The sequence below is a fragment of the Rhizobium sp. P28RR-XV genome (assembly GCF_012641385.1).
Lineage (GTDB): Bacteria > Pseudomonadota > Alphaproteobacteria > Rhizobiales > Rhizobiaceae > Rhizobium.
Genome location: NZ_JABAIG010000018.1, coordinates 75,343 through 97,264, shown reverse-complemented (window position 1 = coordinate 97,264; position 21,922 = coordinate 75,343). Strand labels below are relative to the sequence as shown.

At 60.1% G+C, this 21,922-nt stretch carries 20 protein-coding genes and 2 pseudogenes; 5 read left to right on the top strand and 17 right to left on the bottom strand.

Annotated elements, in window-relative coordinates:
* Window positions 1-7: 7 nt before the first annotated feature.
* The 9 genes from HGP12_RS29535 to traA form a co-directional block, all read right to left on the bottom strand.
* Window positions 8-865, bottom strand: coding sequence for a proline/glycine betaine ABC transporter permease (locus tag HGP12_RS29535; RefSeq protein WP_168880002.1), 858 nt, complete (start codon window positions 863-865; stop codon window positions 8-10).
* Window positions 862-1,710, bottom strand: coding sequence for an ABC transporter permease (locus tag HGP12_RS29530; protein WP_168844231.1), 849 nt, complete (start codon window positions 1,708-1,710; stop codon window positions 862-864). Before HGP12_RS29530 ends, HGP12_RS29535 begins: the two co-directional genes overlap by 4 nt.
* 14 nt (window positions 1,711-1,724) lie before the next feature.
* On the bottom strand, window positions 1,725-2,816 hold the full coding sequence (locus HGP12_RS29525) for a glycine betaine/L-proline ABC transporter ATP-binding protein (RefSeq protein ID WP_168844232.1): 1,092 nt from the start codon (window positions 2,814-2,816) through the stop codon (window positions 1,725-1,727).
* A gap of 87 nt (window positions 2,817-2,903) precedes the next feature.
* Window positions 2,904-3,755, bottom strand: coding sequence for a glycine betaine ABC transporter substrate-binding protein (locus HGP12_RS29520; RefSeq protein WP_168844233.1), 852 nt, complete (start codon window positions 3,753-3,755; stop codon window positions 2,904-2,906).
* Between the two features lie 79 nt (window positions 3,756-3,834).
* Window positions 3,835-5,181: an NAD(P)/FAD-dependent oxidoreductase gene (locus tag HGP12_RS29515; protein WP_168844234.1), complete on the bottom strand. Its 1,347-nt coding sequence runs from the start codon at window positions 5,179-5,181 to the stop codon at window positions 3,835-3,837.
* Window positions 5,178-6,695: an aldehyde dehydrogenase gene (locus tag HGP12_RS29510; protein WP_168844235.1), complete on the bottom strand. Its 1,518-nt coding sequence runs from the start codon at window positions 6,693-6,695 to the stop codon at window positions 5,178-5,180. The genes HGP12_RS29515 and HGP12_RS29510 overlap by 4 nt, the downstream gene beginning before the upstream one ends.
* Window positions 6,688-7,599 carry a dihydrodipicolinate synthase family protein gene (locus HGP12_RS29505; RefSeq protein ID WP_168844236.1) on the bottom strand — a complete coding sequence of 304 codons (912 nt, stop codon included), beginning with the start codon at window positions 7,597-7,599 and terminating at the stop codon, window positions 6,688-6,690. The genes HGP12_RS29510 and HGP12_RS29505 overlap by 8 nt, the downstream gene beginning before the upstream one ends.
* The gene (locus HGP12_RS29500) at window positions 7,596-8,306 is read right to left on the bottom strand and encodes a GntR family transcriptional regulator (protein ID WP_168844237.1); all 711 of its coding nucleotides are present in this window, start codon (window positions 8,304-8,306) and stop codon (window positions 7,596-7,598) included. Before HGP12_RS29500 ends, HGP12_RS29505 begins: the two co-directional genes overlap by 4 nt.
* A gap of 652 nt (window positions 8,307-8,958) precedes the next feature.
* Window positions 8,959-12,258 (bottom strand): Ti-type conjugative transfer relaxase TraA, encoded by a 3,300-nt coding sequence (traA, locus tag HGP12_RS29495; protein WP_168880004.1) that lies wholly within the window; start codon window positions 12,256-12,258, stop codon window positions 8,959-8,961.
* Window positions 12,259-12,517: 259 nt separating this feature from the next.
* Here traA and traC point away from each other — a divergent pair, with 259 nt between their 5' ends.
* The 3 genes and pseudogenes from traC to HGP12_RS29480 all read left to right on the top strand — a co-directional run.
* Entirely contained in the window at window positions 12,518-12,814 is a 297-nt protein-coding gene (traC, locus tag HGP12_RS29490) for a conjugal transfer protein TraC (protein ID WP_168843072.1), read from the top strand.
* 4 nt (window positions 12,815-12,818) lie between these two features.
* A complete protein-coding gene (gene traD / locus HGP12_RS29485) occupies window positions 12,819-13,034 on the top strand; it encodes a type IV conjugative transfer system coupling protein TraD (protein WP_168843071.1) in 216 nt (71 codons plus the stop codon).
* Between the two features lie 16 nt (window positions 13,035-13,050).
* Window positions 13,051-13,296: pseudogene (locus tag HGP12_RS29480) on the top strand (type IV secretory system conjugative DNA transfer family protein); the annotation flags it as partial.
* A gap of 447 nt (window positions 13,297-13,743) precedes the next feature.
* Here HGP12_RS29480 and HGP12_RS29475 read toward each other — a convergent pair.
* From HGP12_RS29475 to HGP12_RS29465, 3 genes are read right to left on the bottom strand one after another with little or no spacing between them, the layout of a single operon-like run.
* Window positions 13,744-14,592: a tyrosine-type recombinase/integrase gene (locus tag HGP12_RS29475; protein WP_168843070.1), complete on the bottom strand. Its 849-nt coding sequence runs from the start codon at window positions 14,590-14,592 to the stop codon at window positions 13,744-13,746.
* A complete protein-coding gene (locus HGP12_RS29470) occupies window positions 14,589-15,506 on the bottom strand; it encodes a tyrosine-type recombinase/integrase (protein WP_168843069.1) in 918 nt (305 codons plus the stop codon). Before HGP12_RS29470 ends, HGP12_RS29475 begins: the two co-directional genes overlap by 4 nt.
* Window positions 15,500-16,816 (bottom strand): tyrosine-type recombinase/integrase, encoded by a 1,317-nt coding sequence (locus tag HGP12_RS29465; protein WP_312862953.1) that lies wholly within the window; start codon window positions 16,814-16,816, stop codon window positions 15,500-15,502. Before HGP12_RS29465 ends, HGP12_RS29470 begins: the two co-directional genes overlap by 7 nt.
* Before the next feature lie 394 nt (window positions 16,817-17,210).
* Between HGP12_RS29465 and HGP12_RS29460 the strand changes: the two genes are divergently transcribed.
* The gene (locus tag HGP12_RS29460; protein ID WP_024318408.1) at window positions 17,211-17,510 is read left to right on the top strand and encodes a DUF736 domain-containing protein; all 300 of its coding nucleotides are present in this window, start codon (window positions 17,211-17,213) and stop codon (window positions 17,508-17,510) included.
* A gap of 36 nt (window positions 17,511-17,546) precedes the next feature.
* Here the strand turns inward: HGP12_RS29460 and HGP12_RS34315 are convergent, their stop codons facing one another.
* The 3 genes and pseudogenes from HGP12_RS34315 to HGP12_RS34310 form a co-directional block, all read right to left on the bottom strand.
* Window positions 17,547-17,888, bottom strand: a complete 342-nt coding sequence (locus tag HGP12_RS34315; RefSeq protein WP_246703583.1) for a DEAD/DEAH box helicase — start codon at window positions 17,886-17,888, stop codon at window positions 17,547-17,549.
* A complete protein-coding gene (locus HGP12_RS29455; RefSeq protein WP_246703582.1) occupies window positions 17,885-20,026 on the bottom strand; it encodes a TOTE conflict system archaeo-eukaryotic primase domain-containing protein in 2,142 nt (713 codons plus the stop codon). The genes HGP12_RS34315 and HGP12_RS29455 overlap by 4 nt, the downstream gene beginning before the upstream one ends.
* Before the next feature lie 135 nt (window positions 20,027-20,161).
* Window positions 20,162-20,317: pseudogene (locus HGP12_RS34310) on the bottom strand (DUF736 family protein); the annotation flags it as partial.
* A 44-nt stretch (window positions 20,318-20,361) separates the two neighbouring features.
* Here HGP12_RS34310 and HGP12_RS34930 point away from each other — a divergent pair.
* The gene (locus HGP12_RS34930; RefSeq protein WP_168842964.1) at window positions 20,362-20,946 is read left to right on the top strand and encodes a hypothetical protein; all 585 of its coding nucleotides are present in this window, start codon (window positions 20,362-20,364) and stop codon (window positions 20,944-20,946) included.
* A 279-nt stretch (window positions 20,947-21,225) separates the two neighbouring features.
* On the opposite strand, the gene HGP12_RS29440 is transcribed toward HGP12_RS34930, so the two are convergent.
* Complete coding sequence (locus HGP12_RS29440; protein ID WP_168843067.1) at window positions 21,226-21,621, bottom strand: type II toxin-antitoxin system HigA family antitoxin; 396 nt, start codon at window positions 21,619-21,621, stop codon at window positions 21,226-21,228.
* On the bottom strand, window positions 21,621-21,917 hold the full coding sequence (locus HGP12_RS29435; protein ID WP_168843066.1) for a type II toxin-antitoxin system HigB family toxin: 297 nt from the start codon (window positions 21,915-21,917) through the stop codon (window positions 21,621-21,623). Before HGP12_RS29435 ends, HGP12_RS29440 begins: the two co-directional genes overlap by 1 nt.
* Between the last annotated feature and the right edge of the window lie 5 nt (window positions 21,918-21,922).

Below are 21,922 nucleotides of genomic sequence, written 5' to 3'. Positions count from 1 at the left end.
TTTCCGCTTAGGTGCTCTTGGCCGGTGAGCGCGCGTGGCTCTGCAGCGCAGCCTTCGAAAGGCTGTCGAGCAGGATGGCGATGGCAACGATGGCGAGCCCGGCGCGCAGGCCAAGGCCCATTTCCATTCGGGTCAGACCACGGGTGACTTCGGCACCCAAGCCGCCGGCCCCGACAAGCCCGGCAAGCACGACCATGGCCAGCGAAAGAAGAATGCACTGGTTGAGGCCGACAAGCAGGGTCGGCATTGCCGACGGGATCTCGATCTTGAAAAGGATCGAACGCGGCGGCGCGCCTGTGGCTTGGCCGAGTTCGAGAAGATCCCGCGGCACCTGATTGAATGCCAGCGTCGTCAGACGCAGCATCGGCGGCACGCCGTAGATGATGGTGGCGATGATTGCCGGCACACGGCCGAGGCTGAAGATCATGACCGCCGGGATCAGATAAACCCATGGCGGCACCGTTTGCATGATATCGAGCAGCGGCCTTATGGCGATCTCGAAGCCCTTGCGCCGCGAAGCAAGGATGCCAAGGGGAAAGGCAACCAGGACCGAAATGGCGACCGCCACTATGACCAGGGCGAGGGTCTGCATGGAGGCAGACCAAAGGCCCGCCAGAAGGCAGAAGGTGAGAGCGATGGCCGTCACCACGGCAGCCCTGATGTTGATGACGAAGGCGGCGAGAAGAACGGCTGCGACGATGAGCACATAGGCAGGCGGGTAAAGCAGGGCAGATTCCAAGCTGCCGAGCACGGCCTCGATCAGCCTGGTGACGGCTTCGAAGACCGGATGGAAGTTGGTGTTCAGCCAGTCGACCGCAGGGGCAAAATAGACGCCCGGCGAGAACCGAAAGAGGTCGAGGTTCATCTTGCACCTACCTTGGCGCGGTGGGCCGCGCTCTGCGTCAATCTGTCGAGCACCATGGTCAGGATGACGATCGCGATCGCGGCGTTGATCGATGTCGCCATGTCGAGCGTGCGCACCGCGCCGTAGATGGTCTGGCCGAGGCCGCCGGAGCCGACGATGCCGGCGATCACCACCATGCCGAAGGCCATCATCAGGCTCTGGTTAATGCCCGCCATGACGCTTGGAATGGCGAATGGCAGCCGGATTTTCGTAAACATCTGCCATGGTGTCAGACCGCTCGCCTGACCCAGTTCGATGAAGGCGGCCGGCGTCATGCGGATGCCCAGCGACGTCAAGCGGATGGCGGGGGGCATCGCGACGATGAATGTCGCAACCAGTGCGGTGGCAGGACCAAAGCCGAGAAGCGCAATGGCGGGAAGAAGGTAGATATAGGGCGGCAGCGTCTGGATGAGATCAAGGATCGGCTCGAGGAACCTGTCGAACCACTGCAAAAATCCGGCGACGATACCCATGGGAATTCCGATCAGCAGGGCGAAGAGCGTGGCGGTGGTCACAAGGGCGAGGGTGCTCATGGTTTCGTTCCAAAGACCCATGACCGCGCAGAAAAAGAGAGCCAAGCCGGCAAGAACACCGGATGCGACATTGATCAGCCGCCAGCCGAGCAGCGCCACGATGATCGCAATGACATAGAAGGGCGGGAGTTGAAGGAGCCAGAGAACACCATTGTAGGTTCCCTCCAGCATCGTCCTTATTGGGTCGAACAGCCAGTCGCCATTATCGCTGATCCAGCCTAGCGCGTCGTCGGTCCAGGCATCGAATGTATCCGCAATGACCGAGATGTCCATTTGCGTGCATCCTCTCAGGCTGTGATATCTGGTTGCGCTGGGGATCCGGCGACGCCGCGAAGCAGCCCCCGGGTCGTGACTACGCCGACGATGGAACCATTATCGACCACGGCCAAGGCATCACGCTCCGATTTCATCGTGAGATCGATGAGCTCGCCGATATCGGCTTCCGGCGTGGTTTTGAGCAGCGCGTTCACGTCGTGCTGTGGCTGCAGGCTCTTATATTCCGCGATCGACTGCATGACCGAATGGGCCTTGACGAGATGAATCCTGGATATGCCCGCCACGAAGTCGGCGACATAATCGTCGGCGGGCTTGGTCACGATCTCTTCTGCGGTTCCGACCTGGACGATGACGCCATCCTTCATGATGGCGATCCGGTCACCGATGCGGATGGCTTCTTCGAGGTCATGCGTGATGAAGACAGCGGATTTGCCGAGCGATTTCGTCAACTGCCGGAATTCATCCTGCAACTGGCGGCGAATGAGGGGATCGAGCGCGCTGAACGGCTCGTCCATCAAAATGATCTCGGGATCGGCGGCCAAAGCGCGGGCGAGACCGACGCGCTGCTGCATGCCGCCCGACAATTCGGCGGGATATCGCGCCGTCCAATCGGAAAGTCCGACCTTGTCGAGCGCCGCCCGTGCCGTCTCGTTGCGTTCGTCCTTTCGCACGCCGCGGACTTCCAGGCCGAATGCTGCATTCTCGAGAACCGTGCGATTGGGAAGCAGCGCCACGCTCTGGAAGACCATGCCGATGTTGCGCGCGCGCATGTCGCGCAGTTCAGCGGCGTTAAGCCTGGCAATCTCCTTGCCTTTGATCGTGATGCTGCCAAGGCTCGGTTCGATAAGGCGATTGAGGAGACGGACCAGGGTGGACTTGCCGCTTCCCGAAAGCCCCATGATACAGAAGATCTCGCCGCGACGGACCTGCAGGTGGGCATCGGCGACACCGACGACACAATTGAATTCCTGAAGCACCTGTTTCTTGGAGAGGCCGTGCTCGGAGACGGCCTTCACGGCCGCGGTCGCGCGCGCGCCGAATATCTTCCAAACATTCTGGCAATCGACCAGGACTTCACTGGCGCTATCCATGACAGTGTTCATTGTATTCCCCGCGTGGCCGGTCCATTGCCGGCCTTTTCGTCTTCGTTGAGGGATGCGGGCCGCCCTGATGGCGACCCGCCGTCGGCATCATTCGCCCTTGATATTCTCCCACCGCTTCAGGAGATCGGCGTGGCTCGTGGTCCAGTCCTTGATGGCATCGTCCATCGTCTTGCCATCGTTCACGGCGCTGTTGATCGCGGTGATATCGGCAAGCGGCACATAGACGCTGGCGAGGACTTCACGAGCATGCGGATAATCGGCGGAGAAGCCTTTCTTGCCGATCCAGTAATAGCTCTGCGGCGGCGGGAAGATGCCCTTGGGGTCCTTCAGGAATTTCACGTCGTACTTCTGCATCATCCAGGACGGTTCCCAGATGGTGACGGCGACCCATTCCTTGCGGTCGACGGCCGACTTCAGAGCCGCAGTCATGGCCGCGGTGCTGCCTTCGACGAGCTGCAGTTTCAGGTCGTAGCCTTTGACTGCATTGGCAGTATCGCGCATTAGGCCCGAACCCGGTTCGATGCCGACGATCTTGCCGCCAAACTTGTCGGCATTTGCGTTCAACTGGTCCATGGAGTCGATCGGCACGTATTTCGGTACGGCGACGCCCTGGAACAGACCGTGCGAGACGGGCGAGATCTTCTCGAGGCGCTTCTTGTTCTTGTCCCAATAGTCCTGCGCGACATAGTCGGTCTGGGATGCGAGGATCTGGATATCGCCCTTGCTGAGCGCGGCATAGGCAATGCCCCATTCGGAGAACGGCACGACCTTGACCGTGTAGCCGGCATCCTCAAGCACTTTTTTGGTAATCCCGGTGATCGGCGTCAGGTCCTCCCAGGACATCGTTCCGACGGTGATGCTCTTCTCTTCCGCATGCGCGGAAAATACGGTCATTCCGACCATCGCGGCTGCGCAGAGCGCCTTCCACAAAGTCTTCATTTTTTTAACTCCTAGTTTTCGTTCCCGTTTTTGTTGAAGACCTGCGCTTGGCTCAGTCTCCATATTGCGCGGCGACGGATCATCCTTCGCGGCCTGCGCGCAATTCCTGCAAGCGGATCACTGAATTGATGCCGAGCCAGGCAAAGGGCTCGGGTGGCAGCCTAGATGGCGCCGCGTGATCCATGTATTGTTCGAGATGCCGGGACGTTGTTCCCGTCGCCAGTTCAGCCGCCATCATGCCGGCAAGCGTGCTTTTGACCGTGCCGAGCCCGTTTTCGCAGCACGCCGAATAAAGTCCTTCTTCGATCTCGCCGAACGCCGGCACATGATTGCGGCTCAGGCAAAGACGCCCGGCCCAGCTGTATTCAAAGGGTACGTCCTTGAGCCCGGGGAAACGTGCATCGAGGGAGTTTCTATGCTCCCTGGCCATCTTGGCCATGCGGTGATCCGACACCGTGATCGTCGTCTCGTAGGTATATTTCGTGCGAATGACGATGCGTGACTGTCCGCCCGAAGTGATCTTTCGCACCGTTGCGCCCATGGCATCGGCGGGAAGCAATGCCCATCTGTCGCGGCCCGAGGTTTCCCCGCCAACGTCCGCCGCCGGGAACGGAGCCGTCATCGAGGCGTAGGCAAAGATATGCATCAGGCGGCCGCCGAAATGGCCGAAATCGCTGATGTGGCCATTGACGCCGAGAATAACGCGGGTGGCGGTGACCATGCCGCGGCTCGAAACGGCCGTCCATGTCCCGTATTCGCGCGTCAACGAGGTCACCGGCGAACGTTCGAAGATATCGATTTTGCGCGACAGTCCTGCCGCCAATTCGCGCACATAGTCGGCCGGCTGGATCAGGACTGCGCCCGGCGTGAAGAGACCGCCAAGGTAATAATCGGAGCCGGTGATCTCGCGCATTTGCGTGGCGTCGAGAAACGCATGCTTTTCGTCCGCGCTCCTCAAGGACTGGCCAAAGCTGACGTTCAGCTTCATTCCGCGCGCAGTTGCCGCAGCATTGATCTTGCCCGCCGGGTCGAAAGTCTGAGACGACATGGCGTATTCGTCCGCGGCTCCTTTGGCAAAGGCGATCGCAGCCCGATTCTGGGCCATTTCCAGGCGGGTGGCATCCAAGCCGCCGCTCGAATATTCGCTCGTCGACAGGTTATGCGGAACATCGATCATAAAGCCGGAATTGCGGCCCGACGTCCCTTTGCCCACGTCGCTCGCGTCGACCACCACGATCTTGTCGTCGGGGCGAAGCTGCAGCAGGCGACGAGCGGCCGAGAGCCCGGCAAATCCCGCACCAATGATCAGCCAGTCCGCGCTCACGTTGCCTTCCAGGCTTCGGACCGGGAACGAACGTCTGCTGATCGCCTCCCAGCCCGAGACGCCGTTTTCTGCTGGCAGACGTTTGACGGACGTCGTGGTCATCGGATCGTCTCGTCCACCGAGCGATCGGAGATATCGATCCAGATGGTCTTCAGTTCGCAATAGTTGTCGTGTGCGAAGATCGACTTGTCGCGTCCGCCGAAGCCCGACTCCTTGTAGCCGCCGAAGGGTGTGGTCGCGTCGCCTTCGCCGAAGCAGTTGACCGTGACGAGACCGGCCCGGATATCGCGCGACAGCCGGATCGCATTCTTCAGGCTGCCGGTATAGACCGACGCCGTCAGGCCATAATTGGTATCGTTGGCAAGAGCGACGGCCTCGGCAAGCGTGTTGAACGTCGTCACCGACAGGATCGGCCCGAAGATTTCTTCCCTAAACAGCCGGCTGGAGGATGTGACACCGTCGACAACCGTCGGCTCGACGAAGATGCCGCCATGCGTTTCGCCGCCATGGGCGATCGTCAGCTTCTCGCTTTTGACATCGTCGAGGAAGGACGTGACCTTCTCATAGTGGTTCTTGCTGACCAGCGCACCGACGCGGTTTTCCGGATCGAGCGGATCACCGGTCTTCCACTCGCGCATATAGGCACCGATGCGCTTTAGCAGCTCGTCCTTGACCTTGGCATGAACGATCAGGCGCGAGGAGGCCGAGCAGTTTTCACCCATGTTCCAGAAGGCGCCATTGACCACCTGCTCGGCGACGAGGTCCAGATCTTCGGCATCGTCAAGCACCACGGCCGGGTTCTTGCCACCGCATTCGAGCACGACCTTCTTCAGGTTAGAATCGGCGGAATAGTGCAGGAAGCGACGGCCGGTCGGCGTCGAGCCGGTGAAGGCCACCATGTCGACATCCATATGCAGGCCGATCGGTTCTCCGACGTCCTTGCCGCCGCCGGTGACGACATTGAAGACGCCGGCGGGGACGCCGGCTTCATGGGCAAGCTCCGCCACGCGCAGCGTGGTCAGCGTCGTCTCCTGGGCTGGCTTGACGATGACGGAGCATCCGGACGCAAGCGCCGGGCCGATTTTCCAGGCGAGCATCAGCAGCGGGAAGTTCCACGGCAGCACGCAGCCGACGACGCCGATCGGCTCGCGCACCACCATCGCCAGCGCATTCGGGCCGACCGGATTGGTGTTGTCATAAAGCTTGTCGATCGCCTCGGCATGCCAGCGAAGGGTGTGGATGGTGTCGGGCACGTCGACGGTCTGGCACTCGCGAACTGGCTTGCCGCTGTCGAGGCTTTCCATCACCGCCAGCTCATGACGGTTTTCTTCGAGCAGTTTGGCGAACTTGATGAGCGTCGCCTTGCGCTCGCCGGGCGATAGCTGGCACCAGCGGCCATCGTCGAAGGCCTCCCTTGCCTTGAGCACGGCGTAGTCGACATCGCCGGCATCACAGGCGGCGATCTCGGCCAGAAGTTCGCCGGTAGCCGGGTTCGTGGTCTTGAACGTCTTGCCGGAATTGGCCGGACGGAAGGTGCCGTCGATGAAGGCATTCGTCGGGAACTGAAGGCCGGCGGCGATCGCCTTGTATTCTGCTGCGGTCAAGGGTTCATGCATGATTGGCTCCCGAGGTGATCTGGGCGACCGTGCGCTTCAAGGTGGCGACAACAGTTTGGAGGGTTCGTTTTTCTTCAAAGCTCAATCCGCGCAGCGGTGCGCGCACCGAACCGGCCCTGAGGCCGATGATTTCGCAGCCATGCTTGATCGACTGGACGAACTTGCCGCATTCGAGGAAATCCATCAGCGGCAGCATGGCTGTCATGATTGCCCGGCCCTTGTCGAAATTCTTCTCGAGCACGCAGGCTTCATAAAGAGCGACATGTTCACGCGGCAGAAAGTTGGAGCCGGCGCAGACCCAGCTCTTTGCTCCCCAGGCGAAGAATTCGAGCGCCTGATCGTCCCAGCCGCAAGACAGCGAAATGTGCGGAAACTTCCGTGCGAGCCGATGCAGGTTGCCCATGTCGCCGGAGCTTTCCTTGATCGCCCTGACGTTTCTGGACTTGCCGACGCGGGAAAAATAGTCCTCGCCCATCATGACGCCCATGCGGGCGGGGTAGTTGTAGAGCATGATCGGCAGGTTTGCGGCGCGGTCGACGCTCAGCGCATGAATTGCGTTTTCCTTCTCCGTCGGCAGGGCATAGGGTGGCGACGACACCAGGATCGCATCCGCGCCGATCTCGTTTGCCGCCTTTGCGTATTCGACGGAGTCTTCCGTGCGGGTTGCGCCGGTTCCGACGATGAGCGGCAGCCGAGTGCCGACGACCTGCTTGGCATAGGCGGCAAGCTCGAAGCGCTCCTGGGTGGTCTGGGCGTAATACTCGCCTGTCGAGCCACCGATGATGATGCCGTGGACCTTGGCCTCGATGAGGCTCTCCAGGACTGCGGTAAACGCGGCCTTGTCCATCTGGCCGTCCGGCCCATACGGCGTGATCGCCGGGGTGTAGATGCCTTCGAAATTCAAGACGATTTCTCCATCGATGCGACGGGCACTTCGACGAGTGCGTCCGCTTTCATTCCCTGTGGAGCGATGAACATTTCCATGTTCTCGCGCGACAATTCCCAATGCTCGAACACCAGGTCCACGACGGTGTCCTCATCGTGCTGCGCGATTGCCTCGATGAAGCCGTCATGGTGCTCCACGGCAAGCTGAAGCCGTTCGCGCATGTCGTCGTTCTTCGGTCGGAAGAAGGTATGGCCGATCCGCGCGTGGTCGATCAGCAGGCGACCCAGGCTCGGCTGCAGGTAGGCGTTGAACGACATTTCGCCGATGATTTCGTGGAAGCGATTGTTCTCCAGCACCATCGCGAGAGCGTCGCCCGAGCCGCTAGCCGAGCGAAACCGGTCCTGCGTTTCCTTCAGATCCACGAGCTGTTTCGGCTTGAAGTTTTGGACCGCCAGTCGCCCGATCGCGGCATAAATCATCGGCGCCACCAGGAAGAAGTGCCTGAGCGTCTGATGGTTCATCGGGCTGACGCGCGCGCCGCGGTTTGCCCGGATGTCGATATAGCCTTCGCCTTCAAGACGGCGGAAGATTTCCCGGACGGGCGTACGCGAGAGCCCGTATTGTTCGCTGAGCGTGGCTTCGTCCAAATCCTGATCGGGATCGAGCTCCATCGTCAGAATCTGACGCTTTAGATCGTCGTAAAGACTGTTCTTCCCACCCTTCATCGCGACCTTCCTCCTTGAAATTCCGCAGGGGATTGAACCCATCGAGCCCTGCCGATGAGAAAAGCTCGCATAGCCCGCTCAAGGAGTCAATAAAATTGTATACTCTAAGTACACAATGGATGTTTGCATAAAATACAATACGGAGCGCGGTAGGGATCGCCGCAAGTTTCACTCATGGAATTTCTGATCCGCTCTGCCTTCGCGTCTGACGAAATTCCGGTCGAACAACAGCTGTGCACTTCTGAAATTGCTCTGACTTGCAGAATGTAGTAAAGGGCAGCTCAAGGGTACGAGACGGCTCAAGTGCCACCTTGCGCCGTTAATCGGCGACACGCTGCTTACGCCAAGGATGCCGGAATTACAGTCTTGATGGGCGGCGCGATACCCCCCGAGCAGGTGCCGCGGCGAACGCTTTCATGCCTCTCGCATTACTGTCGTTTGCGGAGCGCAAACGAAAACGAGATCGCTACGCGTCGCTTGGTAATCGAGTGCCATGATGCGCCAAGGGCCGAGGGATTCACTTGGTGTCAGATTGATGCGAATCCGCCGACGATGCGGACCGCTGCCGTCGCCAACGATGGACGGTGCCACGGCTGCGAGCATGATTGAACTCGTCCTCTGAATCGCATTCCAAACGCCAACACGGGTTTCTTCATTTGAGCGAGAGCCCCTGGTTCTTCGTCTGGCGAAGCGTCTCCGCCTGTTTCAACGTTTCCGTCATTCGTTCATGGGCGGCGAGCTGCTGGCCTGTCCGCATCACTGGCCAGGCTTGCTTTAGCTCTTCGCGCTGCTTTGACTGGAGACCGTCGGCGAGCTTCTCGAAGAGCGGACCGGCCGGCTCGCGGGCTTTGTTGGTGAGCAGCGTGCGGTCGCCGAACCGCTCGGCCACGGCTTTGTTGAAGTCGTCGATTTCGAGTTTGATCTCGCGGTTGCCCAGCGCGTATGCCAGCGCCGCAGGAAGATCGTTGCGATCGATCGCGTCGCGTGCGCGCTCCAGCACCGTGCGGACGGCCGGCGAGAGTGCGGGAATGTCGATCGACATACGCTGGCGCAGCGCCTGCTCATCCGCCGCCAGCCGCTTTGCCGCGTGTTCGCGCATCTGGAGATAGCGTTCGAGGTCGCGTGCCAGCGCCAGCACATTGACCTCGGCCACGCGGCGTGCCGCGCGATCCGCCTTGCTGGCGAGAATGCCGGTCTTGCCATTGAGTGGCCCGATCGACGCCGGCTCGGTGGCAAGCCTGTGCAGCGTCTCGCGAGCAGCCTGCCGGTCGGTAAGAGCGGCGTCGAAGTTCATCGCTCGGAATGCCGTCTCCGGATCGGAGAAGACGTAACGGAAGCGGATGGAGACCTCTTCCCACTGCTTCTTCAGCGACGGATCGGTGTCGAGCTTCCGTGCGACCGTATCCGCAACGGAACTCTCGAACCGGGTCATGCCGGCAACCATGGGCTTTGACTCCTTGGCTGATGGTGTTGTCGGGGATTGTCGCAAGCCGAGATGCTCGGCGAGCACACGCAAACGGTCGGTGAGATCGGCGAGCCTGTTCTTTTGACGTAGCGTCCAGTCGAGCCGGTCACGCAGCAGCGTTCGCGCGACCGTGAAAATGTGCAGGCCGCGGTTTTCGGCAAAACGGAGCGCCTGCCGATAGAGCGTCCCGCGCTCGTAATCGAGCGTGGTCTCCTTGGCGTTCTTCCGCGAGAGGATCTTCGTCAAGCCGCCGTTCAAGTGAAACGACCGCTGCCCGAAATAGAGCTGGACATCCTCGCGATGGCGGGTCATGGCGACATATGTCAGGTGCCGGTCGAGTGAGAGCGTGGCAAGCACTTTCACCCGATCGACGGTAGCACCTTGGCTCTTATGGATCGTGGTGGCATAGCCATGATCGAGATTGCTGTAGAACCGCTGCTCGACCGTCACCAGCCGCCGCAGATCGCCCTCGCCGACCATGGCGATGATCCGGTTCGGCGCGGCCTCGACGACATGAGCGATCATGCCGTTCTTGACGCCGAGCGAGCCCTCGTTCTTCAGAAAGACGATCTGGTCGCCGGCGTCGAAGCGGCGCGTGCCATCCGCGGTTTGGAAAGCATGTCCTTCTCCGACAATGCCACGCTCGACCAGCTTTGTACGGACCAGTCCATTGAGCATGTGCACGTCGCGGCGCAGATGCGCCAAGATCAGCATGGACTTGTTCGGATCGTAGTCGTGGTTCCACGATGCGACCAGACTCTCGACGGCTTGCGCCTTCAACGTTTCACCGATGACATGACCACGGCGGCGATAGGCAAGAAGCGCCTCATCGATATTGCCGCGCGCCAGGTCGAGCGAGGCATGCCGCATCCAGTCCTCGCGCTGGCGATAGATCGTCTCGAGTTCGGCATAGCCGATGCGATCGACAATGGCGCGGAACGCAGCACCCGCCTCGATCGGCTGCAGTTGCTCGGGATCACCGACCAAGACGATCTTCGCGCCAGCCCTGACCGCTGCATCGACGAAGCCCGCCATCTGCTTCGACGCGACCATACCGGCCTCATCCATGACGAACACCGTCTCTGCATCCAGCATGTCGCGCTGCTGTTTCCAGCGCAGTTCCCAAGAGGCGAGCGTGCGGCTCCGGATGCCGGCTTCTTTCTCGAGACCCTCGGCCGCCTTGCCGGCAAGGGCCGCGCCGACAACGCGATATCCGGCAAGTTCCCAGGCCTCGCGGGCCGCCTTCATCATGGTGGTCTTGCCAGCACCGGCGCGGCCGACGACGGCGGCGATCCGTGCAGAGCCCGCAACATGCTCGATCGCAGCCTTCTGTTCGGGCGAGAGACGCGTGTGACGGGAGAAGACCGCCTCCAGCACGCTCTTGGAGACGCCATTGGCTTTCCGTTCCGACAGCCAGGTCGCCTGCCGCGCCATCTCGGCTTCGAGCCGTATCAATTCCCGCGTGGTGTAGCGCGACCGCACCCGCTCGCCGGTCGTCAAATCGATCGTATCGCGCTGAAGGCGCAGCAATTCCGAGCTCTGCATGACGCGCGCCAGGAGCTGTTGGAAGACGTAGTGATCGTCGACATAGCGGTGCAGCACCTTGGCGATGTCGCGTTCATCGAACACGCTCTTCTCACGCGTAATGAGGTCGAGGACGATCTGCGGGCGCCGAAGCATCCGCCGCGCGTTTTCCGCCCGTCGCGCCTCGTTCAGGTCCAGCCGTTCGAGCTCCGCACGGACGCCCCGGCTTTCCGCCTTTCGCTCGATCGCCTTTGTCCCGACGCCAAGGTGGATGGTCGGCTCCAGCTCGATGCCCCGCTTTTCGTAGGAGCGGCCATCGATGCGAAGCTCGACACCATTGATCGCCAAATGATGGTTCTGCCGTTCGAACCATCCGTCACGCAGGGCATTGAAGTCATCGGCCGAACCGGCCCAGAGCTCATAGACGATCTTGCCGGCCTTCGTTCTGAGTGGTTGCCCATCCTCGCCGATGACCGGAACCTTCTTCGCGCCGAAACCAGCCTCGGTCAGCGGGCGTAATGTTGTCATCAGGTGGATATGCGGATTGCCGGGATTGTCGTGGTAGACCCAGTCCGCGACCATGCCGTTCGAAAGGACATGTCTTTCGACGAAGTCCCGTACGAGCGCGATGTTCTGCTCGGGCGTGAGCTCGAGTGGCAGAGCGATGGTCAGGTCACGGGCGAGCTGTGCATCGGATCGCTTCTCGAACGCCTCGACCTTGTTCCAGAAGGCCTCCGAAGCACCCGAGATCGAGCGGTCGGCGATCAGCGCGCGCACCCAATTCGGGGCATCGGCTGGAAGCGCGAACTCCTCATGCAGCAGTCCCTGCTTGCGGGTATAGTCGAGGGTGCGGGCTTCGCGCTCGTATTCCATTTTCGCGCAATGGCGGTAGGCCGCCGACAGTACCGCGCTACGGCCGTCGCCGCGGCTGACGATGCTGACGGAGAAGTGGGCGATGGCCATGGCGACGAAAGCTCCCTGGTTCGAACTCGGTCCATCGGAGCGGCGGGCCAATCGAGCCCCCTGGCGGAGCCGCAACGCAAGACGTCGTGTCAGCGACGTATAATTGCGCCCTTGGACCCGCTCCTTCGGAACGGCCGGGATCATCCGTCAAAGTGGCGGCTTTGCCGACGTGCAGATCTGCACGTTTCCTTGGATAGGCATACGGGCGAGTTTCGGCGCTGCCGATGCACCGCCAAACGAAAGAGGATGAACGACCGAAATGAAGAAACCCTCGTCAAAAATCAGAGAAGACATCGCGCGGCTCAAAGACCAGCTCAGGCAGGCGGAGGCGCGCGAGGCCGAACGTATCGGCAGACTCGCGCTAAGGAGCGGTCTTGGCGAAATCGAGATCGACGAAGTCCTACTTCAGACGGCCTTCGAGGATATCGCCAAACGCTTTCGCGAAGGCAAGGGAGCGGCGACCGGAGAGAAGGATGCCGCCGACGGTAGAAGCGCTGATGCATCGGTTGCAATGGTTGAGACTGGCGAGGCTCAGGGCAGCGCTGGCGAGACTTAAGCGGATGGCTCGAACGATGAGGAGCGACGTGCGAAAGAAGGACACCCGCGAGAAGATCGCGCTTGGCGGTCTGATCGTGAAGGCTGGACTGCGATATGAAAAGCGGGCGCTGTTGCTGGGTCTGCTGATCGACGCAAGCCGGCGCATCGAAGACGACGATGCCGAGCGATCGCGCCTGATGACGATCGGCACGGAGGCGCTTAGCCATGACAATGAATAAGGTTCTCCTCGCGGTCCTTTCCGGCCAAGCAATCAACGATCCGGAAACCGCGGATTATATCTCGCGCCGCTGCGGCATGACGACGGTTGAGATCGACCAGGTCAGTCGTAGCTCCCAGCCAAGAGGATCGTCGCGCACGCGATCGAAACAACTGGCTGCGCTACCATTGATACTGCCGCATGAAGTGCTTCGCATGCGCGCCGACGAGCGGATCATCTTCACGGCCGGCAACGCGCCGCTGAGATGTGGACGCGCGATCTAGCTCCGGCGCGAGAACATGAAAGGGTGCGTCGGAACGAACAGGTTTTCGCGGTCTGAGGAACGAGAGTGTCGCCGGGGCGGCCTGCGCGCGACGCAGTGAGCGCGGCCGATCCAGGACAATGAAGAGTCGGAGAGATCAGCGTGAGCATCCGCCCAAGGTTGGGATTTCGGGAATTCTCGGCGTGCGAGGAGCGGGAGACAGCGCAGCCGCAGGAGCCTGAACAGACAGGCCCGCAGGGCAGGCGGGACCGACTGCGTCCGCCGCTCGCACACCTCCTCCTGTTGTTCGTCTCGTCGATAAATACAAGATGAAACCGAGCTCGCTATAAGGCCGAAAGAAAGAGGCTTAACTGGTCGTTCTCGCCATCATCGCGACGATCTCATAGGCATCGTATCGGAAAGGGCGCTTTGACGCCTTCGGTTGATCGAAAGCGCGCCGAAGGATTGATCATGATCCTAGGCACCGGGCGACCTTGCGGATGTCGCGGGTTGCCTGCAGCATGACGACTGCACAGCTGTGCCGAAGCTGGTGAGGTGAGACGCGGCGATCGCGAAGTGATGCGCAGTTCTCGGCAGCTTTGCCGACATGCTTGTCGAGCACATACTCAAAGCCGGCACGGCTCATCGGATCGCCCTGAGCATTGACGAAGAGCTCCGGGACGCGCACTGCTCCCCGGACACTTAACCAAGCGCGAAGGTCCCGTGCAGTATCCTTCCAGAGCGGTAGGCAGCGTTCCTTGCGGCCTTTTCCTAGAACCGTCAGGCTTGCGCCGTGTCGAAGCGATAGGTTTTCCGTCCGAACGCCGACAAGTTCGGAGACCCGCAAGCCTCCGGCGAAGCAAAGATGCATCATTGCCCGGTCACGGATGCCAGATCTCGTCGCAAGGTCGGGCGCGTTAAGAACCGCGCGGACCTCTTCCATAGTCAAATGACGAATAAGCTTCTGGTCATGGCGCTTGGTCGGGATCGCGTGAATCTGGCCGATCTGCTCCAAGGTGGAGGGCACCTTGTGCTCGAGGTAGCGCATGAACGCCTTGATGGCGGCGAGCCGCACATTGCGCGTTGAGGCGCCGTTGCTGCGATCCTGTTCAATGTGCGCGAGGAATGCCACGATCATCGGCGCGTCGAGGTCTTCGATTGTAAGCAGCGACGGGCGAGTTCCGAGCCTTTTTGCTGCGAAGTCGAACAAGAGCTTGTAGCTGAACGCATACGTCTCGCAGCTTTGTGGACTATAGCCTCGCTGGCATGGCATGTAGTCTCGGAGGAAGCCGGTGATGAGAGGGGCGAGCGCCGTCATGCATCGTCCTCCCTGAACAATGTTTCTGCCGCCGCGGCGATGTCGACCATCATTTCCGGCGTCGCCTGAAGATACCAGTATGTATTGTGGATACTGACATGGCCCAGGTATGTCGACAGGGCGACGAAGTGCCGAGCAACTTCGCTGCGTCCGGCGCCGCATTGTTCCAAGGCGCGGGTCGCGAACGTATGTCGGAGGTCATGGATGCGCGGCTGCTGACTTCGCTCCGACAAGATGCCCGCTCGTCGTGTGACGCAACGGAATGTGTAATTCACTATCCTCAAGCACATTTGTCGGTGTTCTGTGGATAGGAAGAGCCAATCACTGTCGCTCGCAAGTTGGCACCTGCCCCCAAGATAGCGTTTGAGCGCCTCAACGACGGTCGGGTGTAGCGGCACCAGCCGACTCTTGCAGAACTTGGTTTCGCGAATGCGCAACACGCCGTCAGGCAGGATATCGTCGAGCCTGAGCGCAACAGCTTCGGACACACGCATGCCAGTCGCTGCGATCAGCCCAAAGAGCATAACATAGAGCTCGCGACGCAGTGGATTGGGCCTTTGGTGCCGTAGATTGCCGGCGGCATCGAGAATCCGGGCGATCTCGGCCGCAGTATAGATATAGGGAACCGGTCGATTGGTGATCCGCTTGATCTCTGCGGGCGGTATTTCGTGCCGAGGATCCTCCGCCTGCATGAAGCGAGCAAACTGGATCAAGTCCGTGAGGCGATGGGCCATGGCGTTCGGGCTTTTGGCAGCCGTGGGTAACCAGGTAAGAGCCGTTGCTGTGCGAATGTGGCTCTCGTCGCGTTCTGCTGCGAAGCGCGCGAATGCAAGAAGACGCCGCTCGGCCCGGACAAGCTTGTAACCTAGCGCGCGGCGCAGACTGATGTAGCGGTTGATGTCGGCGCTCAGCATGGCAGCCTCCCGCCCCATGGCTGTGCGATTTCGGACAAGAGACCGATGTCTACTTTGGCATACAGCGCCGTCGTCGATGGAGAGCGGTGACGCAACACGGCCCCGACGCCTGCAAGGCTTGCGCCGCTACGCAGCATTGCTGTCGCCGCCGAGTGCCGCAGCACATGCGCGCCGCGATGGATACTTTCAATCCCTGCTCTGTCGAGAGCGCGACGCACAATACATTTCACGGCAATGCGGCTCAGCGGCCTGATCGGTGCGATATCCGTCAGCAACACCCGGGTTGTCGCAACGCGCGGCCTTGCCCGCTCGATATAAGCTAACATAGCATCGCCAACGTCTTGAGGCAGCGGCAGCCATTCCTCACGCCGGACCTTTCCGACAAGCGTTATTCGGCCATTCTTCCAATCGATGTCACCGAAAGTGAGATTAGCGACTTCACTCGCCCTGAGGCCCAACCGAGCCAGAAGCAGCATGACAGCGCGGTCGCGTAAGCGGCTTTCGCCCTCACAGGTGGCAAGGAGGCGGTCGATGTCGCTTTGGCCAAGAAAGCGCGGTGTTGTCGCCAGTTGCCAGTTCGCGAAGCTCGGAACCGCATGTTCCCGACCGATAGGGCATTGCCCCATCGCGACGAGATACTTGAGGTAGGCGCGCGTGGCGACAGTGATGCCCCGCGCCCGCCAACGTCCGTGCGGCTTCGCTCGCTCAAGTACGAAGTCCCGGATCGCGGCGGCCGTATAAACCACAGGATCTGTGCCGAGCGATATAAATAGATCGACCAATATCGGCTGGTAGGTGTTGAGCGTCGAGTCCTTGATGCCGCGTTGCTCCCGCATCCAGCAACCGAAGGTGGCTAGTGCCGGCCAAGTCCTCTCCAGTGACGACGGCCGCTCCTGCTCCAGAACGGTGCACTCGCGCAGATATCCGACAAACAGTCCAGAAGCCCCCTGTGGCGCACGGGCATTCTTGCTACCCTGGAACGCCGATTCTGATGCGTTCAAGCCAGCGGCAAGTGTTTCGACGCCGAAGCCAGCAGCACGTACCCAATCGCCCCACAATGCCAGTAGACGCACCACCTCGACGATCGCTGCAGGGGAATAATTCTGCTGAGAAAGCCACTCCTTGAACTCGTCAACATGCGGCTGTAGCCAGTTGATCCGAACATCGACACTGCGGCGATGTCTGTACTTTCGCTTTGTCACGTTGATTTCCTCGATTTGCTTGTTGGCGCCGGGGAAGTCCGGCCCGTAGGAACAAATCGGAGGTTTCAAAGCCATTCCAGCGTCGGCGGGCAGCTTTTCCAGCCTCACCCCCTGGGGTTGCCAAAAGAGGCACGCGCGGCGTGTTTTGAATCTGGTGAGACGGCGGCTGGGACGGCGGGAGGGGTAACGCACCGGCGGCGGCGCTGATCATGCTGATGAGGAGACATCGATCATTCACGTCGTTCTCTGCTGACGGCGCGAAGCCCCCCATACGGCCTCTCTTTTGGGCTGGTCTGGCACCGGACCGGCCCTGGCCTGCAACGGCTCCGCCGACCTTCTTCCCCTGACCGCAGGCGGTCATTCCTCGCGAGCCAACAAGCTCGGCTGCCACCGTCCTTCGCTAACGCTGCGGTCCTGCGGATGCATTCCGTCCAATCCGTCGCCTCTCGACCGCCATCGAGGCCGCATCGGGCGGCTTCGAACAACCTCAGGAGATACGACAATGGCTCAGATCGGCACCTTCACCCGCGACGAAACCGGCGCCTACAACGGCACCATCAAGACCCTCACCCTCAACGTCAAGGCATCCATCAAGCCCTGCGACCGCGACAACGACCGCGCACCCGACTTCCGGGTCACAGCAACGGGTGTCGAGTTCGGAGCAGGCTGGAGCCGGACAGCCCGCGAAACGGGCGCCGAATACCTCTCGCTCAAGCTCGACGATCCGTCCTTCACGGCGCCCGTCTACGCTTCCCTCGTCCAGGGCGACAAGGGCGAGCACAAGCTCATCTGGTCACGCTGACCAGAACCACGGCGCTCCGCTCAAAGCGGGGCGCCCTCATTCGATCACATAGCCCAGCGCGCGATAACCCAATCGTCGCTTTGCGGCCATCCGGGCCAGCACCGGAACGGTGCTGTCGACATAATCGACGACCAGGACGTCCCGCTTGCCATCATGCTGGCGATGCAGACGGCCGACATACTGCGCCAGAGTTCCCTTCCAGGCGATCGGCATGGTCAGGAACAATGTGTCGAGCCGGGCGTCGTCGAAGCCTTCCCCGATATAGCGCCCTATCGCAAGTATCAGGCGCTCATCATCGTCTGCGACATTCAACGCCGTGTTGGCTTGCTTGCGATCCTTCGCCGACATGCCACCGCGCAGCACCACCAGATTTTTCACGAACGGCCGAACTTCTGCTGGAGATAATCGAGGTGATCCTTCCGCTCCGTTAGCAGGATGGGCGAACGTCTGGCCTCGAGAGATTTCAACACGTCATCGAATATCAGGTCATTTCGGCCTTGGTCCTGCGCAAGGGCCGCATAGATCGCTGGCATTGACGGGCGCTCTGCCGAGACGAGTGACGCTGGCAACTCAAACTTGGTCGAACGGTCGCGGGCACGATGGCGAATACCACGCTCGGCAGCTTGAACTCTTGCATCGACCCGATGGCGAACGGGCCCGCATTGCATGAAGATGATCGGATGATGACCGTCCTTTCGGGCAACGGTGGCAGATAAGCCGACGACATATCGCGCCTTGGATCTGCGAGCGACAAGTTCAAAACTGGCAGCGGACAGATGGTGGCACTCGTCGACAATCAGATGACCGTAATTGCCGACAATGTCATCGACCTCGCCATTCCGAACCAGGCTTTGGATCAGCGCCACATCAACGATCCCTGTCGGCTTCCTTTTCCCGCCACCGATGATGCCGATCTGCTTCGGGTCGATGCTCAGGAAGGAACTCAGACGCTCAACCCATTGGGTGAGAAGCTCCCTGCGGTGAACAAGAACTAGCGTGTTGCGGCTTCGATGTGCTGTGAGTGCGGCGGCGACAACTGTCTTGCCGAAGGCGGTCGTGGCGGCCAGCACGCCGTTATCGTTGGAGACAAGAGCATCAAAGGCCCGCGATTGTGGCCGTCGCAGTTCCCCTTGGAACGAGACGCCGGCGGGTAGAGCCTCTCCATCTTCGCGGAGATCCTCCAAAATGGCGGTCGCGCCATGGCTCTTGATGAGTTCAATCGCTTCGTCGAAGCAGCCTCGTGGCAGAGCGACATGGTGTGGGTGAAGTTCGGCACATGAGATGATCCGAGGCTTGCCGAATGCCGGCAATCGCATTGCTTGCGCACGATAGAATTCCGGGTTTTGGAATGCTGCCAGGCGCACGAACTGCGCAATCAGCGCGGACGGAAGCTCGGTCCTATCAATGTAAACCTGATCAGCGATCACGACCTTGATGCTTTGCGGGATCGCAGCCTCTATTCGCCGCGGCTCGCTACGACGTGACGGCAACATCTTCCACGGCTCATCGGCATGTTCGTCATCGACTGGCATCCGGACGCCCAAGACCCGCCCCGACAATTCGGCTTCGTCGGCAATCCTGAAGACTTCGTCCGCCGATAACCTGGGCAAAGACGACAGGTATGCCCACTGGTCATCGTAAGGTCGTAGGTCGCCATCGACAAAAACGCTGTTGCCATTTTCACGGGCTTTCCTTTGCAGAGGAAGCGCGATCAGATTGCCGAAGCCGCCAAGTGGCATCGTATCCTGGTTAGGAAAGAAACGGTCGTAAGACGTGAAGCCGATCTCGGGACGGTTCTCCATCGTCTCCGTTATTAGCGCGGCACCAAGTTGTCGTGCGATCTTTGCGGGAACGGGTTCGGAGAAGAATATCCAGACATGGCCACCGTTTCCAGACCTCGACCGTTCGAGGGCAGCGGAAATTCCTTTTGCACGGCAAGTGGCCAGCAGAGCTCTGGTGTCGTCTACCCAGCTTTCCTTGTCGAAGTCAGCAGCAAGGAACCAGCATGTCTCGTCCTGCAGCAATGGATATACGCCGGCAACAAAGTCGCTTGAACGGGCATCTCCGCCACGAAGGTGCTTTTCGATGATATCTTCGGAATATGGGATGAAAGCCTGATGCGGGCAGTCCCCACATTTCACCTTCGGCTTGCCGCAGATTCCTTTCGCCCACTCATTAGAACAGGCCGGTGAATAGCCGGAGCGTCCGTCCTTCTTGTTGTTCCAGCGAACCGGGAAGACGTCGGGGCGCCCGGCAAACAGCTGCCGGAATAACTCCACCTTCTCCATCGACGGTGAGCTGTTGGTAACAGGGGCGTCGGCGAAGGCTGGCTTCTCTGCGTCGGCCTGGCTATCGGAAATCAGCTGTTGCTCAACCGCTTCCAGTTCACGCTCAAGCGCCTTCCGCTCATCATTCAGATCAGCCAGCCGCCGTCGAATGCGAGCAATGTTCTCCCATACATCATTCTTTTCCGCCAACTTTGCAGCTTTCGCCAAAATGATCGTGGGGATCAGCATAGGCCAAAGGCGTCCGTTTTTTAAGACGCACTATCCATCTCAGCCTCCGGGATTATGCGGAGCAGAATCCGCCGCAATCACCGGCAAATCCGGCCTTCAGCGACCGACACTCTGCATAATCACGTTCTCAGCATAATCGACATTGTCGGCATAGATGCGGAAGTGCGGGCCCTTGTCGGAGGGAGTTTCGATGCGGGCGATGCGGGCCCTGACGTTGAGGGCGAGCGTGCGGATCGAGCCGTTGAAGCCGGTTTCGGAGGTGGTGAAGGATCGGGGGCGATCGGGCCGCACCTGAAGGGCCGGAACAAGGTGGAGGGCGGCCAGGAGAAACTTTGTTGTTCCGCGAGGAATGGGCGTACCGCGCTCAGGGGAAGAAAGTTTTGGAAGGCCGTTGCGGGAGGACGATCGAGGCGAAGCCGGTCTTCGATCAGACATGCCTCATCGAGCCCGCGAAGGACGTGGCCTGGCTCAGCGGCCAAAAGGAATATGGCGATGGCAGCTGCGCCCCGACTGCCTGCCGGATCCATGCAACAGTGCGCCTGCCGCCCCAATACATGTCAAAATCAAACACCCAGGAACTGCCGAACAAGGGCGTCGCGTTGGCCGTTCTTCGGACTATCGTCGTGCTTGAGCATCGTCGCCTGGAGGATCCATGCCTCAGTAGTCAAAGTCGTTTATTGTGGAAATCGAGCGGTTCCGGTGCCTTGAACCGATTGACCGGAAAACCTCGATCTCCGGCAAACTGGACCTCACAGCTGATCCCGACACGCTCTTCTCGTTGGGGCCTGAACAGTTTCCGGTCGCTGGCGAGCCCAACCACCGACGCTGATGGCGTTCTTGTCGCGAGCCGCTCGTCGGTGATTTCGGGCTGTAGAGAATGCGGGAAACCTAACGTCCGCTGCGCATGCGCCGCGGCCTGAAAGATAGCCCGTCGGTCGTCAGAACCCGACGGGCAAGATCCTCGACGATCCGATCGATGGTCCGGCTATCGGATGTCCGCGCGAGGTTTCCTGCTTCCAGCTCATTTTCATAGCCCCCAATTTTCGAAGGCGCTCCGATCACGACCCCATTCTGGAAAGCCAATGGAGGGTCGCTCGATCATGTGCGTTCAGCCTGTAATCTGATGTTGAGTTTGTGGAAATCAGCCTATGGCCCATGGCGTTGAACGCAGATATCAACCGTTTCGCTGGAGACGATGGTCAGGCTCTCTCTAGTTCACGACCGACAAGGTGGTATGGTTCGACAAGGCACTCAACGGGGATACCCCATGCCTTATGAAGGCGTCTGATCATATCCACGGTCAGTGCACGTTTTTTGTTTAAGATCTCAGAGGCGCGCGAACGGGAATCGAAAAGCACGGCGAGGTCGGCCTGAGTGCGACCGAACATGTCCATGTGAGCCTTTATCAGCTCGATTGGTTCAGGCGCTTCAATAGGGTAGTGGGCATCTTCATATGCTTCGATGAGCGTCGAAAGCACGTCGAAACGGTCAGCCTCTTCCGTCCCAATTTCCGGCTGGTCGTTAAAATAGGCCGCGACCTCTGCAATCGCCCATGCGAGGTCAGCATCGTTCCTAATGGCTCGAATGTTGTCCATTACACTGTCTCCGGGTTTATCTTGTCATATTCCTTGTGGGTGCCGACGAACTTGATCAGGATCCGCTTATATGGATAGGCAACGTGGACGATCAGGCGAAACTTGTTGCCCGAAATGTCGAATATGATGCGATTGTCGCTGACAAAGTCGACATTGGCGCCGAACATCGCCTTCACATCGGCCGGCTCCGTCCAAATCGCGCTACTAACCATCGCGTACCACGTCTTGAGAGGGACTTCTGCTTGAGGATGTTTTCTCCAGAACTCTCGTAGAGTGGACTTCGCTATGATTTGCATGGGTT